Origin of the sequence: Fibrella aquatilis, assembly GCF_017353255.1 — a bacterium.
GTDB lineage: Bacteria > Bacteroidota > Bacteroidia > Cytophagales > Spirosomataceae > Fibrella > Fibrella aquatilis.
Window position 1 is genome coordinate 248027 of record NZ_JAFMYU010000004.1, and the last position, 15422, is coordinate 263448.

General features: G+C 53.5%; 16 protein-coding genes. 8 read left to right on the forward strand and 8 right to left on the reverse strand.

Annotation, left to right across the window (positions count from 1 at the left end; genetic code table 11):
* Window positions 1-74 precede the first annotated feature (74 nt).
* Genes J2I48_RS07275 through J2I48_RS07285 form a run of 3 tightly spaced genes read left to right on the forward strand, consistent with a single transcriptional unit; the run spans window position 75 to window position 2742 of the window.
* A complete protein-coding gene (locus tag J2I48_RS07275; protein WP_207334736.1) occupies window positions 75-518 on the forward strand; it encodes an energy transducer TonB in 444 nt (147 codons plus the stop codon).
* 10 nt (window positions 519-528) lie between these two features.
* Window positions 529-939 carry a Fur family transcriptional regulator gene (locus J2I48_RS07280; RefSeq protein ID WP_207334737.1) on the forward strand — a complete coding sequence of 137 codons (411 nt, stop codon included), beginning with the start codon at window positions 529-531 and terminating at the stop codon, window positions 937-939.
* Between the two features lie 9 nt (window positions 940-948).
* Window positions 949-2742, forward strand: coding sequence for a MutS-related protein (locus tag J2I48_RS07285; protein WP_207334738.1), 1794 nt, complete (start codon window positions 949-951; stop codon window positions 2740-2742).
* Between the two features lie 104 nt (window positions 2743-2846).
* On the opposite strand, the gene J2I48_RS07290 is transcribed toward J2I48_RS07285, so the two are convergent.
* From J2I48_RS07290 to lpdA, 3 genes are all read right to left on the reverse strand, one after another.
* Window positions 2847-4013 carry a hypothetical protein gene (locus tag J2I48_RS07290; protein WP_207334739.1) on the reverse strand — a complete coding sequence of 389 codons (1167 nt, stop codon included), beginning with the start codon at window positions 4011-4013 and terminating at the stop codon, window positions 2847-2849.
* Window positions 4014-4065: 52 nt separating this feature from the next.
* A complete protein-coding gene (locus tag J2I48_RS07295) occupies window positions 4066-4695 on the reverse strand; it encodes a hypothetical protein (RefSeq protein WP_207334740.1) in 630 nt (209 codons plus the stop codon).
* A 245-nt stretch (window positions 4696-4940) separates the two neighbouring features.
* Complete coding sequence (gene lpdA, locus J2I48_RS07300; protein WP_207334741.1) at window positions 4941-6338, reverse strand: dihydrolipoyl dehydrogenase; 1398 nt, start codon at window positions 6336-6338, stop codon at window positions 4941-4943.
* Window positions 6339-6553: 215 nt separating this feature from the next.
* On the opposite strand from lpdA, the gene prfB reads away from it, so the two are divergent.
* Window positions 6554-7627, forward strand: coding sequence for a peptide chain release factor 2 (prfB, locus tag J2I48_RS07305; RefSeq protein ID WP_207334742.1), 1074 nt, complete (start codon window positions 6554-6556; stop codon window positions 7625-7627).
* A 39-nt stretch (window positions 7628-7666) separates the two neighbouring features.
* On the opposite strand, the gene J2I48_RS07310 is transcribed toward prfB, so the two are convergent.
* The 3 genes from J2I48_RS07310 to J2I48_RS07320 form a co-directional block, all read right to left on the reverse strand.
* Window positions 7667-7855, reverse strand: a complete 189-nt coding sequence (locus J2I48_RS07310; RefSeq protein ID WP_207334743.1) for a hypothetical protein — start codon at window positions 7853-7855, stop codon at window positions 7667-7669.
* 35 nt (window positions 7856-7890) lie between these two features.
* Complete coding sequence (locus J2I48_RS07315; RefSeq protein WP_207334744.1) at window positions 7891-8865, reverse strand: NADPH:quinone oxidoreductase family protein; 975 nt, start codon at window positions 8863-8865, stop codon at window positions 7891-7893.
* A gap of 105 nt (window positions 8866-8970) precedes the next feature.
* On the reverse strand, window positions 8971-10122 hold the full coding sequence (locus tag J2I48_RS07320; protein WP_207334745.1) for a sigma-54-dependent transcriptional regulator: 1152 nt from the start codon (window positions 10120-10122) through the stop codon (window positions 8971-8973).
* 156 nt (window positions 10123-10278) lie between these two features.
* Between J2I48_RS07320 and J2I48_RS07325 the strand changes: the two genes are divergently transcribed.
* Together J2I48_RS07325 and J2I48_RS07330 are read left to right on the forward strand one after the other, a co-directional pair.
* Window positions 10279-11220, forward strand: coding sequence for a helix-turn-helix transcriptional regulator (locus J2I48_RS07325; protein WP_207334746.1), 942 nt, complete (start codon window positions 10279-10281; stop codon window positions 11218-11220).
* Window positions 11221-11309: 89 nt separating this feature from the next.
* Complete coding sequence (locus J2I48_RS07330) at window positions 11310-11795, forward strand: GyrI-like domain-containing protein (RefSeq protein WP_207334747.1); 486 nt, start codon at window positions 11310-11312, stop codon at window positions 11793-11795.
* 95 nt (window positions 11796-11890) lie between these two features.
* Here the strand turns inward: J2I48_RS07330 and J2I48_RS07335 are convergent, their stop codons facing one another.
* Window positions 11891-12511 (reverse strand): DUF4142 domain-containing protein, encoded by a 621-nt coding sequence (locus tag J2I48_RS07335; RefSeq protein ID WP_229375909.1) that lies wholly within the window; start codon window positions 12509-12511, stop codon window positions 11891-11893.
* Between the two features lie 158 nt (window positions 12512-12669).
* Here J2I48_RS07335 and J2I48_RS07340 point away from each other — a divergent pair, with 158 nt between their 5' ends.
* Entirely contained in the window at window positions 12670-13731 is a 1062-nt protein-coding gene (locus J2I48_RS07340; RefSeq protein WP_207334748.1) for a DNA polymerase beta superfamily protein, read from the forward strand.
* Window positions 13732-13733: 2 nt separating this feature from the next.
* Here J2I48_RS07340 and J2I48_RS07345 read toward each other — a convergent pair whose 3' ends face one another.
* Window positions 13734-14786, reverse strand: a complete 1053-nt coding sequence (locus J2I48_RS07345) for a long-chain-fatty-acid--protein ligase (protein ID WP_207334749.1) — start codon at window positions 14784-14786, stop codon at window positions 13734-13736.
* Window positions 14787-14829: 43 nt separating this feature from the next.
* On the opposite strand from J2I48_RS07345, the gene J2I48_RS07350 reads away from it, so the two are divergent.
* Window positions 14830-15372, forward strand: a complete 543-nt coding sequence (locus J2I48_RS07350) for a hypothetical protein (RefSeq protein WP_207334750.1) — start codon at window positions 14830-14832, stop codon at window positions 15370-15372.
* The last annotated feature ends 50 nt before the right edge of the window (window positions 15373-15422 follow it).

Sequence of the window (15422 nt, forward strand, 5' to 3'; positions counted from 1 at the left end):
GTCACGCGTCCGGGCACGTAGCGCGAAGCTCTGTGTTAACTCAGTTAATAGTTTCACTTTCGAGGTTTTAACCAATGAATCAAGCCAAAATCATTCTACTAATGCTGTTTTCGCTCTTTTGCGGTACGGTTTGCTTTGGCCAGACAGGAGTTAGTGCTGCAAAAGTTGAACAACTATCTGCAAAGAACAGCGAGAGAGTTTATAACGAGGATGAGGTTTCGCGAAAGCCAGAATTTGTAGGTGGAGTAGCTAGGATGTATGCTTACTTGGGCAAGCATATCAGATATACCAAGGAAGCTGAGAAGGCTAACGTAGCAGGGAAGCTTTTTACACGCTTTGTAGTAAACACTGATGGGTCCATCAGCGATATTTCAATATTGAAGGGTTTTGGTTTCGGAATGGATGAAATGCTGATTGATGTCATTAGTAAAATGCCCAGATGGAAGCCCGGAGAATTAGCCAGTAAGCCTGTGCGCACTATGTATAATTTACCAGTAACTATATGTGGTCTAGATTAACCCCCACCCCATGACCGCCACACAGACACTGAAAGATCATAACCTGCGGCATACTAATAACCGCGAGGAACTGCTCGACCTGTTTATTCAGACCGACCACGCACTGGCGCATGGCACCATCGAAGAACGCCTTGGCCCCGACCACGACCGCGTCACGATCTACCGCACCCTGCGCACCTTTGTCGATAAGGGCATTGTACACAAGGTGCTCGACGATACCGGCGACCCCAAGTATGCGCTGTGTCGGCATACCTGCGCCAAAGACGACCACCACCACGACCACGTGCATTTCAAGTGTCAGCAGTGCGGGCAAACCACCTGCCTTGACCACGTACAGATTCCTGCTATTTCGTTGCCAGATGGCTACAGCCGGGTCGAAACCAACCTGCTGATTCAGGGCACCTGTCCAGAATGCGTTTAGCCCATCTCAATGACCACCTTCCCTACTCGACAAGCCCATTTTCAACAACTGGCCGACAGTGCTCAACAACGATACAACCAACTGGCAATCATCCGGTTGATTTGGTTTCTCGGCGCAATTTTCGGCGTCTTTTTCCTATATAAAATTGAACAATCGGGCTTCGCAGCGGGCCTTGGAGCTATTGGGCTGGTTGGCTTTGCGTGGTTGCTAAAACGGCATCAGCGCATCAGGCGTGAGCGCGACCTGAACCGGCAACTGGTGTTTATCAACGAAGACGAACAGGCACGTCTTGACCGTACCTACCTCCGCCCTGAAACTGGCCTCGCCTTTGCCCCGTCCGATCATGCCTACGCGCAGGACCTGGACGTTTTTGGCAAGCAATCACTTTTCAAACTCCTCAACCGCACCCACACGCACGATGGCTCGGCCCGGCTGGCGCAATACCTGTTGCACCCCGCCCTACCTGCCACCATTATGCTGCGACAGGAGGCAGCGGCGGCCCTGAAACCCCATATCGACTGGCGGCAAGAGGCCGAAGCGCTGGCCCGTCTGAACGAACGCGTGGCCGAGTCGCCGGAGGGGTTGCGCGAATGGGCTAATACACCCACGCCCCTGCCCGTCTGGACTAATCTGGTGCGATTTCTATTGCCCATAATTACCCTAGGCGTGTTGGCGGCCTGGATGCTTGGCTACCTGCCGGGGCTAGCCGTCATCATCTGCCTGGCAGTACATGGCGTAGTGCTGGGGCAGACCAACAAGCTGGCTCTGCTGGTGGGCGAACAAACCAATACCGTCAGCCAAACCCTGCTGGCTTATACCGATCTACTCCGCCACGCCGAACAAATGCCCGGCGATACCCGGATGCTTCAAGACCTGCGCCGACGGCTAAATACCCCCAACGGGACAGCCTCGACGGCCATTGCCCGGCTGGCGCGGTTGGTAGAAAACCTCAATTTCCGCCAAAACGTGTATTTCATGTTGTTTGTAGGGCTGCCCACGCTCTGGGACCTGCATTACCTGCAAGCACTAAACCGCTGGAAAGCCCAATACGGCCCGCTGTTGGCCGATTGGCTAGCCGTAGAAGCTGAGATCGAAGCTATCAATAGCCTGGCCGGCTTAGCCTATGCCCATCCAGACTACGCCACCCCCGAACTGGTAGAAGACAACGGTATCTATCTGGAGGCCGACACCGTGGCGCACCCGCTGCTACCACCAACCCGCGCCATTGCCAATACATTATCGCTGATTGGGTCGGGCAAAACCGTATTGATTACCGGCTCGAATATGTCGGGGAAAAGTACATTTCTGCGTACGCTGGGGCTGAATGTGGTGCTGGCGCAGGCGGGGGCGGTCACGTCGGCAAGGCGGTTTGCGTGTTCGCCGGTGCAGGTATACACTAGTATGCGCACGCAGGATTCGCTGGAAGAAAACACATCGTCGTTCTATGCCGAACTGAAACGGCTACGCACGCTGATTCGCCTAGCCAAGCCCAGCGGCGATCCTGCCCAACTGCCTGTGCTGTATTTCTTGGATGAAATTTTGAAAGGTACTAACTCCGCTGACCGCCATAAGGGTGCTGAGGCGCTAATCCGTCAGTTACACCGCACCACGGCATCGGGCTTTGTATCAACTCACGACGTGGAACTAGGCAGCATGGCCAACGCCGATGGGTTTGTGACCAACTACCATTTCCGCTCTGACATCGACGCCGGGCAGGTCACCTTCGACTACCACCTGCGCACCGGCGTCTGCGAAAGCTTCAACGCTAGTCAATTGATGCAGGCGATGGGGATAGAGGTGTAGTGAAAGAGTGACTGGCGAAAGAGTGAAAGAGCGAAGATTGCTCACGCGAGGTTTATTCCTGCGTGAGCAATCTTCGCTCTTTCACTCTTTTGCCAGTCACTCTTTCACTTCTTAAACTCCCCCTTATAGGTGTCAAACACGAGGGCGTTGATCCAGTAGGCGTCGCGGGTGAAGTAGAACGTCTTAGTATTGAGGTTGCCGATTTCGCGGAACACCTGCTGGGCCAGCAGCGTACCCGCCAGGCAACCCTCGCGGTTATAAACACGCTTGGTGGCCTTGACGTGGTCTTTTTCAACGAGTTCGCGTAGTTTCGGATCGTCAATCTTGGTGAACGTTTTGCCTTGCCAGTCGATCCAGCCCGTTGGTGAACTAAGCATGTCGATAAATTGATAGAAGTCGTTCATGGTAAATTCAACGATCTCTTCACGTACTTTTTCGGGGTATTTCCAAGTGATGAACTGATAAGCAGCCCCGCCCGTAAGGTACACGATAGAGCGGCTGATTGTCTTTATCTCCGGGTTGTCGTTGAGCGACATCCGGATCAGAGGTGAGATAGAGTCTTCGACCATCACCCGAAGTTCATTTTGATACTCAGCGGGGTCCGTTTTGCGCATCATGATCCGCTCAGCAATGCGCCGCGCACCATATTCAATGCTATATGATTTAAACGTGTACCGAACTGCTCCTGACGCACTGGTGTAGGGCTGGAGGATCCCTCCTTTCAGGTTACCCCCACCCACATCGACCAGTATGGCTTTGTCGAAGTCTTCACGGGCCAGCCCTGCCCGGACGCTATAGGTAGCCTCTACCTTAGTGGGCATACTCGTCACGGTGGGCATGTTCAGAATCTTCTGCGTCAGCGCATCGATATCAGCCACATTGCTAGCCAGATTCACACCCGACGATGTGTAGATAACAAAGTCGCGGTTCGACATGCCGTAGGTTTCGCTGGCATCCTTTAGCATTTCCTGCACAGTAGCTACCGCATCCTGAATGTCGGCAGAGCGGAGTTTGCCGTTATTCAATTCCATGCCTTTCACTAGGCCAACGGTTTCCTGACGGTCATAGACTAGTCGGTACTTCAGTTTACCATCGCGATGATAAAAACCAATGATAGACAGCTTCACACCCTGTGAACCAATGTCGAATCCACCCCGGTAACCATCGTAGACAATAGGGCTAGGGATTTCCTGCGCTCTAGAAACCGTAACAACAACGGTTAGGCAGCATGTTAATAGCCAAAGAAGCTGGCGAGTAAATAAGTACTGCATTGAGATATAAAATGCTGGTTAAGAAAAGGACAAGTCACGGAAACAATAACAACTAGGGGTCTATCTCGACATCTTCGTCATTCTTCGCTTTACGTTTGGGTACGGGGGCAGCACTGGCTGTGAGTGGTATTGGCACTGATGTAGATACAGGCGTTGAGACAGCGGCCACTGGCACCGGAATGGGTTGTACTACAGGTTTAAGCTCAGTTTGCACCATAGCTGGCGCGATGTCAGGCGCTTTCGAACGAGTATCGGCCGTTAACGGCGCAGCCTCAACCTGAACAGCTGGCACAACAGCTGGCCGTTCAACCGGAGGAAGCGCTTTCGCCGCAGTGGGGGGTGTTTTTGACACAACCGGTTCAGCAGCGGCAACAACGTAAACCTCATCGCGCTCTTTTGCTAATTTGGTGGGTCGCTTGATTAGAGTGGGTTTGCTTACCGGTACATCTACAGGCAAACTTTGTGCCGAATCTGCTTTAGGCGCAGCAACTACTACTTCAGATGGTGACGAGACAGGCTGCTCTATAACGGGCGCAACCTCATTGATTACCAAGGGTTTAGCAGGTACCTCGATACGCTGTTGCCAATATAAACCACCCAAAACAAGTAGCACTAAAAGGCCAATTAGTAGAATACGTTTGCTCCAACGGCGCGGTTGTAGCTTTTCAGGTTCAGTAAGCATGAATCTGTTCTAAGTTAAAATATGAGGTCTGTCATTAACTGCAAAAATAACTAAATAGCTAGATTTCTTGCTGCCGGGCGCATACGTTAGATAAATAATCAGTTACATTAATTACTTGGAAAAGGCTGCTTGTAACTCTCTGATAGATAGACTGTCATGTCATTGACTCATAGAAAAAGCCCATTCGCTAAATAGTGAATGGGCTTTTTCCGTTACTCGGTTTCCTTATTAAACCATGTGTATTTCTACAGATGAATGGCTTCATCATAAGCCGCCTCAGTAGCGTCTTTAATGGCTTCAGACATAGTAGGGTGTGGGTGTACCGTGTTTAGGATCTCGTGGCCGGTTGTTTCCAGGCGACGGGCGGCTACCACTTCGGCAATCATTTCCGTCACATTGGCTCCGATAAAGTGAGCACCCAAAAACTCGCCATACTTGGCGTCGAAAATAACCTTGACGAAACCTTCTGGCGCACCAGCCGCTTTGGCCTTGCCCGATGCCGAAAAGGGAAACTTACCCACTTTCAATTCATAACCAGCCTCGCGAGCGGCTTTCTCGGTATACCCTACTGAGGCAATCTCCGGCGTACAGTACGTGCAACCAGGAATGTTGTTGTAGTTAAGCGGCTCAACGTGGGGCAGACCAGCAATTTTCTCCACACAAATGATGGCTTCGGCCGAGGCTACGTGCGCCAGTGCCTGCCCTTTCGTTACGTCGCCGATGGCGTAATAACCGTCTACATTGGTTTTGTAGAAATCGTCGGTAACAATCTTGCCGCGCTCGGTTTTAATGCCCGTTTCTTCCAGACCAATGTTCTCGATGTTGGCCACTACACCCGCCGCCGAAAGTACAATGTCGGCCTCGAACGTCTTCTCACCTTCGGGGGTTTTCACCGCCACTTTGCAGCCTTTGCCGCTCGTATCTACGTTCAGTACCTCTGAATTAGTGAAAATCTGAACACCCATTTTCTTGTACTGACGCAACAGTTCTTTCGAAATGTCTTCGTCTTCAACGGGCACAATGGTGGGCATAAACTCCACAATAGTCACTTTAGTACCCATGCTGGCATAGACATAGGCAAACTCGACGCCAATGGCCCCTGAGCCAATGATGAGCATCGAATCGGGCCGATTGGCCAGGGTCATGGCCTTGCGGTATTCAATCACTTTTTCGCCGTCGAGGGGTACCGTGGGTAACTGCCGGGCACGTCCGCCGGTGGCGATGATGATGTTTTTGGCCTCATAATCAGTGGCTTTGCCGTCGGCACCCGTCACGGTCACTTTCTTGCCGGGCTTTACCACGCCGTTGCCGCTGAGCACGTCGATCTTATTTTTCTTCATCAAGAACTGAACGCCCTTACTCATGGCATCGGCCACGCCACGACTGCGCTTAATGACCGCACCAAAATCGGCCGACGAGTCGCCTACGGTGATACCGTAATCTTTTGAGTGCTTAATGTATTCAAACACCTGTGCGCTTTTCAGCAGGGCTTTGGTGGGAATACAGCCCCAGTTAAGGCAGATGCCACCCAGGCTTTCCCGTTCAACAACGGCCGTTTTCAGCCCTAATTGCGAAGCCCGAATGGCTGCTACGTAGCCGCCGGGTCCGCTTCCAACCACGATCAAATCGTACTGTGAAGCCATTTTTACTGGTTATAATATATGAGTAACGCTTACTGAAGGAACGCAAAGGTAGGCCTAAAAGTTGACGGGAACCGTGCCAGGCCAAACCCAACCCGCCCCTGTCTTTGTTGTATCTTTGACGATTCAATGATTCTCAGAGGGAACGCTTTTTGTCATTCCGAAGCATGAGCGGTCCGCCGTTGCGAGATGGCAAAAAGCGTTCCCCTGCATTATATATGACGACTGAACAATTACAAGACCTGCGGGAGCGTGTCGAAGCGTTGCGGGGCTACCTAGACTACGATAATAAGAAACAACAGCTTGCCGAGTTGGAGCAACAGACGTTTCAGCCCGAATTCTGGACCGATGCCGCCCGCGCCGAAGGCGTAATGAAGCAGGTGCGAGGCCTCAAAGGATGGATCAGCGGCTACGAAAAGCTCCTCGGCGAGTTTGGCGACCTAGAAACGCTCTACGAATTCTACACCGGCGGCGACGTCACCGAAGAAGAGGTTGACGCTGAGGGTCAGAAGCTACAAGTAACCCTCGACGAGCTGGAGCTGAAGAAGATGCTTAGCAACGAAGAAGATCAATTGTCGGCAGTGCTGGAAATCAACTCTGGCGCGGGTGGTACCGAAAGTCAGGACTGGGCCGACATGCTCTACCGGATGTATATGCGTTGGGCCGAAAAGCATGGCTACGGCGTGAAACAGGTTGACTATCAGGACGGCGACACGGCGGGCATCAAATCAGCTACGATTGAAATAGATGGTCCACTGGCTTATGGTTTCCTGAAATCGGAAAACGGCGTACACCGGCTGGTACGTATCTCGCCCTTCGATTCCAACGCCCGGCGGCATACGTCCTTTGCGTCGGTCTACGCCTACCCGCTGGTAGACGACAGCATTGAAATTGAAGTGAACCCCGCCGATATTACCTGGGATACGTTCCGGTCGGGCGGGGCTGGTGGACAGAACGTAAACAAGGTGGAGACCGCCGTACGGCTGCGGCACAGACCGTCGGGCCTGATTATCGAATGCCAGCAGGAGCGCAGTCAGCTCATGAACAAGGAAGTAGCCCTGCGGCTGCTGAAATCAAAACTGTATCAGATTGAAGTAGAGAAGCGCAATGCCGCCCGCGCCGAGATTGAGGCCAGCAAACAAAAGATTGAGTGGGGGTCGCAGATACGCTCGTACGTGCTGGACGACCGCCGCGTGAAAGACCACCGCACCGGCTACCAAACCTCCAACACCGAAGCCGTACTAGACGGCGACATTGACGGGTTTATTAAAGCTTATCTGCTGGAGCAGTAAATGGGTTACAGAACATGAGTTTCGGGGATTCTCCAAAACTCAGTTCTGCCGGTTCTCCAAGTTGATAGCGCTTTTCGCCAGTTGCTGTTGAATAGCTTTAATTTCATCAGCGTCGAGCGTGATGCCGATAGCCAGTAGTTTCTCATACATCTCATACAGGGTATCAATCCGCTGCGAGAGTTCTACCAGGCGTAATTCAAGTCTATCAATACGTTCGTCGATTGTCATAGGATCAGTCATTTACGGTTGGCGAATTAATCAATTCACACTACCACCAGTACCTTTCCCATCACTTTACGGCCCAGCATGTCGTTGAGCGCATCGGCGGCGTGTTCCAGCGGATAGGTGGCGTGAATGTGGGGGACCAACTGCCCCTGCTGCCAGAACTGGAGCAGCTCACGGATATTCTGGGCGCTGTCTTTGGGCTGTTTTTCAGCGAAAGCACCCCAGAAAACGCCCACAATAGAGCAGCCTTTGAGCAAGGGCAAATTGAACGGCAGCGCCGGAATAGGCCCCGCCGCAAAGCCCACCACCAAATACCGCCCGCCCCAAGCCATGCTGCGCAACGCAGGTTCGGCCAGGTCGCCACCCACGGGGTCATACACCACGTCGACTCCCTTCTTGCCCACTAGTCCGGCCAGGGTTTCGCGGAGGGGTTGGGTGGTATAGTTGATGGTTTCGTCGGCACCGTGGTCGCGGCAAAGGGCCAGTTTCTCGTCGGTGCTGGCCGCGGCAATCACGCGGGCACCCATCAGCTTGCCCAGCGTAACGGCGGCTAGCCCTACCCCACCCGCCGCGCCCAGCACCAGCAGGGTTTCGCCGGGTTGCAGGTTGGACCGCTGTTTCAGGGCGTGGTAGGAGGTGCCGTAGGTATACATGAGCGCCGCCGCCGTGGTGTAGTCCATACCGGGGGGCATGGGAAACGTCTTGTAGGCATCGGCCACCACACCTTCGGCAAAGCCACCCCAGCCTGTGAGAGCAAAGACATTGTCGCCGGGTTTCAGGTGCGCGACGCCCTCCCCCACTTCGCGCACAGTGCCTGCTACTTCACCGCCGGGTGCAAACGGAAAGTCGGGTTTGAACTGGTATTTGCCTTCGATAATGAGCGTATCGGGGAAATTAACCCCGCAGGCTTTCACATCGATGACCACCTTACCCGGTGCTGCATCGGGCCAGGCAACATCATCGACAACAAGGGTTTCAGGCGGGCCAAACTGGCGGCAGAGAACGGATTTCAAAGTGAGTTTACTGTTTAAGTCTAATGTCTAAAGTTGCGCTGCCAGATGCAATCTTCATGTCCCGGCAGTGCAACTTTAGACATTAGACTTAAACAGTAAACTCACCTATGCGTACATCTTCACGTCGTCGAGGGTGATGACGTCGCCGCACATGATGACCAGTCGCTCCACTACGTTGCGCAGTTCGCGCACATTGCCCGTCCAGGGCATCTGTTGCAGGTAGCCCATCGCCTCTGGCTCAATGGCTTTGGCGGGGGCGTTGTATTCACCGCTGATGTCGTGGAGGAATTTCTCGGCTAGCAGCGGGATGTCTTCTTTGCGGTCAGACAGGGCAGGCACGTGAATCACGATCACGCTGAGGCGGTGGAATAAGTCTTCGCGGAAGTTACCGTCGGCAATTTCGCGGCGAAGGTCTTTGTTCGTGGCCGCAATCACGCGCACGTTGACCTTGATCTCTTTGTCGCCACCCACGCGGGTGATTTTGCTTTCCTGCAACGCCCGTAGCACTTTGGCCTGCGCCGAGAGGCTCATGTCGCCAATTTCGTCCAGAAACAAGGTACCACCGTCGGCCTGCTCAAACTTGCCGATGCGGCGGGCGGCGGCTCCGGTGAAGGCCCCTTTCTCGTGGCCAAATAGCTCGCTCTCAATAAGCTCGCCCGGGATAGCAGCACAGTTGACCTCTACCAGCGACATGGCCGACCGGTTGCCTTTTTCGTGGATGCCCTTAGCCACCATCTCCTTACCCGACCCGTTTGGTCCCGTCACCAGCACCCGCGCTTCGGTGGCAGCCACGCGATTGATGGTTTCCTTCACCTTCCGAATTGGCTCAGAGTCGCCAACGATCTCGTTGATTTTGTAGATCCGCCGCTTTAGCGACTTAGTCTCCTGCACCAGTTTCGACCGGTCGATGGCGTTGCGAACGGTGATCAGTAAACGGTTCAGATCGGGTGGCTTGGTGATGAAATCGAAGGCACCGTGCTTGGTCGCTTCTACGGCATTTTCGACATTACCGAAAGCCGAAATCATAATAATCTGGGTGCCGCGTTCGGCTTCGCTGATTTTCTTCAGCATTTCCAGACCGTCCATTTTGGGCATCTTAATGTCGCACAAAGCCACGTCGTAGCGGGTCTTCATGAGCATATCAAGGCCTTCTTCGCCGTCTTTGGCTTCGTCGACTTCGTAACCCTCATACTCTAAAATGTCGCGCAGGGCGGCCCGGATGCTCTTTTCGTCATCAATGATGATGAGTTTGGCCATAATTAAGCGGTATAACTGGATCGACTAATGGGACGTTTTGTTTGTGAACAGATCGTATGTAAGCTGCTGGGTAAACAGAACAGCCACGACCCCACAGCCGAAAATACGGTCTTTACTGCGCAGGAAACAACTGCGATCTGATATTTTTGGCACCGTATGAATCGCCTCGACCGACTGACCGCCATCCTGATCCATCTGCAAACCAAGCGCGTGGTGCGGGCGCAGGAACTCGCCGACCGCTTTGGCACCAGCCTCCGCACCATCTACCGCGATGTGCGGTCGCTGGAAGAAGCGGGCATACCCATTGGGGCTGAGGCAGGCGTAGGTTATTTTCTGGAGAACTACCACCTGCCGCCGGTGATGTTTACCAACGCCGAAGCCAGTGCGCTGGTATTTGGGGCTAAACTCGTAGCACAATACGCCGACGCCTCGGTGCAGCAGGGGTTCGATTCGGCCCTGTACAAGATTAAATCGGTGCTGAAAGGGTCAGAAAAGGAGCATCTCGATGACCTCGACAGTCAGCTCACGGTACTGCGACCCGCTACTCATGCCGCCCCCACCGATCAGTTGCTGAATACACTGCAAGCGGCCATCGTGGGGCGTAAGTGTCTACTGATCAGCTACCAGGCTCAGTATAGCGATGTGGCAACCGAGCGCGAAGTAGACCCCATTGGACTGGTACACTATAGCGGTGGCTGGCACCTGATTGCGCATTGCCAGCTTCGGCAGGATTACCGCGACTTTCGTACCGACCGCATTAAGCAGATCAACGTGACTGGCCGTCTATTTCAGGCACCCGACCGACTATCGTTGACTAATTATTTGGAACGGTTAAGAAGCACCGCCGAACTCACTGAAGTATGGATTAGCATGGAACCACGAATGGCCCGCTTTGCCCACCGGGAGCGCTATGGCTATGGGTTCATCAAAGAAGAGACCCGCGGTGATCGGGTACATATGCAGTTTCTGACCCAATACACAGGCGGGCTGTGCCGGTGGCTGCTGATGTACGGGCAGTACGTGCGGCTCGAATCGCCCGATACATTGCGTACCCAAATACAACAACTAGCACAAGAGGCCGTGGCTCATTGGCAATGATTTTTGTCGGGGCATATTGCCTACTGACATATAGCTGTCACCACGCTCATTGATCTTCGACCTGTTGTTTCACCAAAACCAGTTCACTCATGATTACTGAACCAATCACGATTTCGACCATGCCAGTGCTGACCACCGGGCCATTCACTGGCCTGTGTTTCCAGATGCGCACTACGCTGGCAAACATGAAACAGGGTGTAGGCGACATACCAGGACGGATGTATGCCGAAGCAGGCCGTTTGGGGCTTACAATTACCGGCCCTATGGCGTTCCACTATAATGGCGCGACGGGCGACCCGACAAACGAGTTTGACTTAACAATTGTAGTACCCATTGCTACCGAAGGGACCGAACCAACCGGGTTTACCTATCAGACCATTGCGCCTTTCCATTGCACCCAATATACCTATAAAGGCCCCTGGGAAGGCCTCAGCGCTACGTACGATGCCCTTTTTCCCGCCTTTTACGCCCAGGGTCATACCTACAACAAGCAGGTTCGGGAGGTGTATGCCGTGGTTGACTTCGACAATACCAACAACCACGTAACGGAAATTCAGGTAGGGCTGGGTGTGTAATGGTAAGTGGTAAACGATAAGTGGTGAGTTTGCTTTCGCAAGAACAGATGCGAAAGCAAACTCACCACTTATCGTTTACCACTTACCATTACTTACTACTGAACTCCCATCTTGCCCTCCATGTCGCGGGCTACTTTCAGGTGGGTTTTCACCAGCGGGTGCGCGGCTTTGGCCACGGCGGTCAGGTTGTCGTCGGTGCCTTTCATTTTCACCTTCGACATCACTTTGTCTAATTTCTCGTGGCCTTTTACGCCATGTTCTTTAATGTAGTGACGGTCTAGCGCGGCACCCGACATACCCTGCATTTTCGACACCATCTGCTGCGTTTCGGCGTCGGGTGTGGCGGGTAGGGTAATGCCCTTGGCCGAGGCAATGGCCTTCAGCTTATCAGAAAGGCCCGTTTGCTCGTCTACTTCGCCCTGGGCAAATTCACGTACGGCAGGGTCGGTTGATTTCTGCACAGCTACTTTGCTCGTTTCCAGTTGCATCATACCACCCATGGCTACTTCCTTCATCAGGGCTTCGTCGGCGGCCGAGAGTTTTTTGCTGTTGGGCATGATTGAGGCCACAGTGGCGGCTCCTTCTTTATTCTTGCGCTCAAAATCGACTTTGGTCATCTTGCCGACCATATTGTTGTCCATGCGGCTCTGAGCCTGAACGGTGCCCATGGTCAATAATGCCGCCACCAGGCTTACGCTTACCAGTACTTTTTTCATAACGTTGTTGATTGTGTATGTACTAGGTCAACAACACCTAATGATGACAAGTGTTTGATCCGATTGAGCAAATTACTTTTAGTCCATAGATTTTAAGAAGTAAAACAAAACAACAGTCCCTACTTCTATTTTTACCCTACCTCATTTGTCGTCTTTCTATGACCATTCAAGACCTCCGCGACCGTAACCTGATTGTGTTTGAAACCGTTAGCGGCAGCAAAGCCTACGGCACCAACCTGCCCCATTCAGACACCGATATCCGCGGGGTGTTTATACTGCCCCAAACCGACCTTTACGGCCTCACCTATACCGAGCAGGTCAACGACCGCACTAACGACATAATCTTTTATGAGCTTGGGCGGTTTGTGGATCTTTTGTCAAAAAATAATCCTAATATCCTCGGACTGCTCTGCGCCCCCGCCGACTGCATCATCCACCGCGACCCAATCATGGACCATATCCGGGTGGCTGATTTCCTGTCGAAACTATGCCGCGATACGTTTGCGGGCTATGCCATCAGCCAGATAAAAAAGGCGCGGGGACTGAACAAAAAGATTGTGAACCCCGTGGAAAAAGAGCGCAAATCGCTACTCAATTTCTGCCACGTACTCGTTGGCGACGGGACCGTGCCGGTGCTGACGTGGCTGGAAAGGCAGGGCCTTACTCAGGAGCAATGTGGGCTGGTTAACCTGACTCATGCCCGCGATGTATTCGCCCTGCACATTGATAAAACGGACCTGCTGGGATTCAGGGGCATTGTTTTGTCCGACGAATCGAATCAGGTGGCCCTCAGCAGCATTCCGGAGAGGCACCCGGTTGAAGCACACCTGTATGTGAACCACGACGGCTATTCGTACTACTGCAAAAGCTACCGCGAGTACTGGGAATGGGTTTCGACACGTAACGATGCCCGCTACCAAAATACGCTCGACCATGGCAAGAATTACGATGCCAAAAACATGATGCATACCATCCGGCTGCTCGACATGGCCGCCGAGATTCTGGAGCGGGGCGAGGTTATCGTGCGCCGCCCCAACCGCGACTATCTCTTGCAGGTCCGTGTCGGCGGCTTCGACTACGCCGACTTACTGGAACAGGCCGAAGCACGGGTAGCCCAAATCGACACCCTCGCCGCCAACAGCCCCCTCCCCGATGCACCCGACCTGGCTCAGATTGAAAAAACGCTGATCATTATGAGGCAAACGTGGTACGGGAAATAAGCTTACAACACCAGCAGATTACAGCCCCTCACGTCGGAATTGTCGAACCGGCCGATGATGCGGAAATGGCCCTCGGTACCCACGTACTGGCCCAAATCCTGGGTTTCAATGAAGGCGCACGAGTCAAGGTTAGCCAGGTCGATCACGTTTACGCCCCCTGTTTGGCGGGCGGAGGTTTGGGTGGGTGGGTAGATATGGAACGGGTCGTTGAGGTCGCGGAGGAAAACGCGCAGTGTGGCGCTGGGTGCGAAAATGCCCTCGCCCGTGGAGTAGGCCTGCGAAAGCAGTTCGGTCATGCCGTATTCCGAGTGAATGGTCGGCCGGTGCAATGCCTGAGTCAGTTCGGCGTGGACCTCATTGCGGAGCATCTCGCGGCGGCGTCCTTTCATGCCCCCCGTTTCCATCACAATCAACTCCCTGTTCTGCGCCAAAAAAGCCAGATCGGGCGTTTGCTCTACCCAATCGAGCAGGCCGAAGGTGACACCGATAAGCAGGATTTTCCGGCCGTCGGGCTGCCCGGTGAGCTGGCGCAGGTGGTGCGTAAGGGCATCGAAATCAGCCAGATAAAACCCCGACACAGCCGAGCCGGACTGCTCCATAAACCGCTGAACCATATACACCAGCGACGAGTTATTTCGTTCAAGATACGACGGCAGCAACCCCAGCACATAGTAGTGGCTCAGCGGTCCATAAACGGCCTCGAACGTGCTGGTACAAACGGCATCGTAAAGGGCCAGATCCGTCACAAAATGACGACTGGTGGCGGGGCCGGTGGTGCCGCTGCTGGCAAACACCGTGGCTGGCAGATCGGGCGTTAGTTCAGGAATCAGCAGCTGGTGCGATTTGAAAAACCGGATCGGCATAAATGGAATCTGCTCCAGGGTAGTTACCGTTTCGGGGTCTCGGCGCAGGTGATGCAGGTACTCGGCATAGGTGGCGTTATGGCAGGCCTGATACCGAAACAGGTCGAGCGCCAGTTGAGTAAAAGTGGCCTCCGTAACGGTCAGGATGCGTTTTCTAAGTTCAGAACGCTGATTGGATAGGGGCAAAAGCACAGTAAATTTGGATCAGAAGAAGCGATATTGATCAATCAACAGGATGCGTAAACAACTAATTCAGGGCTTGGTAGTACTGGGCGTACTGGGCACGGCCGCCACCGCTTGTTTTGTGGAACCCAACTACAGCGACACCCCGGAAATCCGGTTTCTGTCGGTCACGAAACAAACCCTTGAAGCAGGCACGGGCGTAGGCCGTCCCCGGCGCGATTCGGTGATTGTAACCATCAATTTCCAGGACGGCACCGGCGACCTCGGCGAGAACACGCAGGATACCACCCGGCAGCGAGTGGTGTTTGGTAAAGAAACCTGGGGCAACTACGAGATCAAGACGTTCCAGCTGGTGAGTGGCAAATATGAAGAACTGCCCCTGGCCGTTTTGTCGAAATTATACTTCCCCCGCCTCACCCGCGAAGGTCAGAAAGGCTCTATCGAGGGTGTGCTCGATTTCAGCCAGATATTTCCCTACCAGCGCAATTTCAAGATGGTGCCGGTCAAATTCCAGATCCGCATCCGCGACCGCGGCCTCCGGATCAGTAACACCATCGAAACCGACACGCTGTCCGTGCCGATCAATGGAAGGTGAAATGATTTACGATGTACGAATTACGATGTACGATTTGAGCTGACGCACGA

Coding starts and splice junctions, on each gene's coding strand:
- J2I48_RS07320 (WP_207334745.1), bottom strand. CDS start 10,122: ATGGCCAAACTCATCATCATTGATGACGAAAAGAGCATCCGGGCCGCC.
- J2I48_RS07330 (WP_207334747.1), top strand. CDS start 11,310: ATGATTACTGAACCAATCACGATTTCGACCATGCCAGTGCTGACCACC.
- J2I48_RS07310 (WP_207334743.1), bottom strand. CDS start 7,855: ATGACAATCGACGAACGTATTGATAGACTTGAATTACGCCTGGTAGAA.
- J2I48_RS07295 (WP_207334740.1), bottom strand. CDS start 4,695: ATGCTTACTGAACCTGAAAAGCTACAACCGCGCCGTTGGAGCAAACGT.
- J2I48_RS07275 (WP_207334736.1), top strand. CDS start 75: ATGAATCAAGCCAAAATCATTCTACTAATGCTGTTTTCGCTCTTTTGC.
- J2I48_RS07325 (WP_207334746.1), top strand. CDS start 10,279: ATGAATCGCCTCGACCGACTGACCGCCATCCTGATCCATCTGCAAACC.
- J2I48_RS07285 (WP_207334738.1), top strand. CDS start 949: ATGACCACCTTCCCTACTCGACAAGCCCATTTTCAACAACTGGCCGAC.
- J2I48_RS07290 (WP_207334739.1), bottom strand. CDS start 4,013: ATGCAGTACTTATTTACTCGCCAGCTTCTTTGGCTATTAACATGCTGC.
- lpdA (WP_207334741.1), bottom strand. CDS start 6,338: ATGGCTTCACAGTACGATTTGATCGTGGTTGGAAGCGGACCCGGCGGC.
- J2I48_RS07350 (WP_207334750.1), top strand. CDS start 14,830: ATGCGTAAACAACTAATTCAGGGCTTGGTAGTACTGGGCGTACTGGGC.
- J2I48_RS07335 (WP_229375909.1), bottom strand. CDS start 12,511: ATGAAAAAAGTACTGGTAAGCGTAAGCCTGGTGGCGGCATTATTGACC.
- J2I48_RS07340 (WP_207334748.1), top strand. CDS start 12,670: ATGACCATTCAAGACCTCCGCGACCGTAACCTGATTGTGTTTGAAACC.
- J2I48_RS07280 (WP_207334737.1), top strand. CDS start 529: ATGACCGCCACACAGACACTGAAAGATCATAACCTGCGGCATACTAAT.
- prfB (WP_207334742.1), top strand. CDS start 6,554: ATGACGACTGAACAATTACAAGACCTGCGGGAGCGTGTCGAAGCGTTG.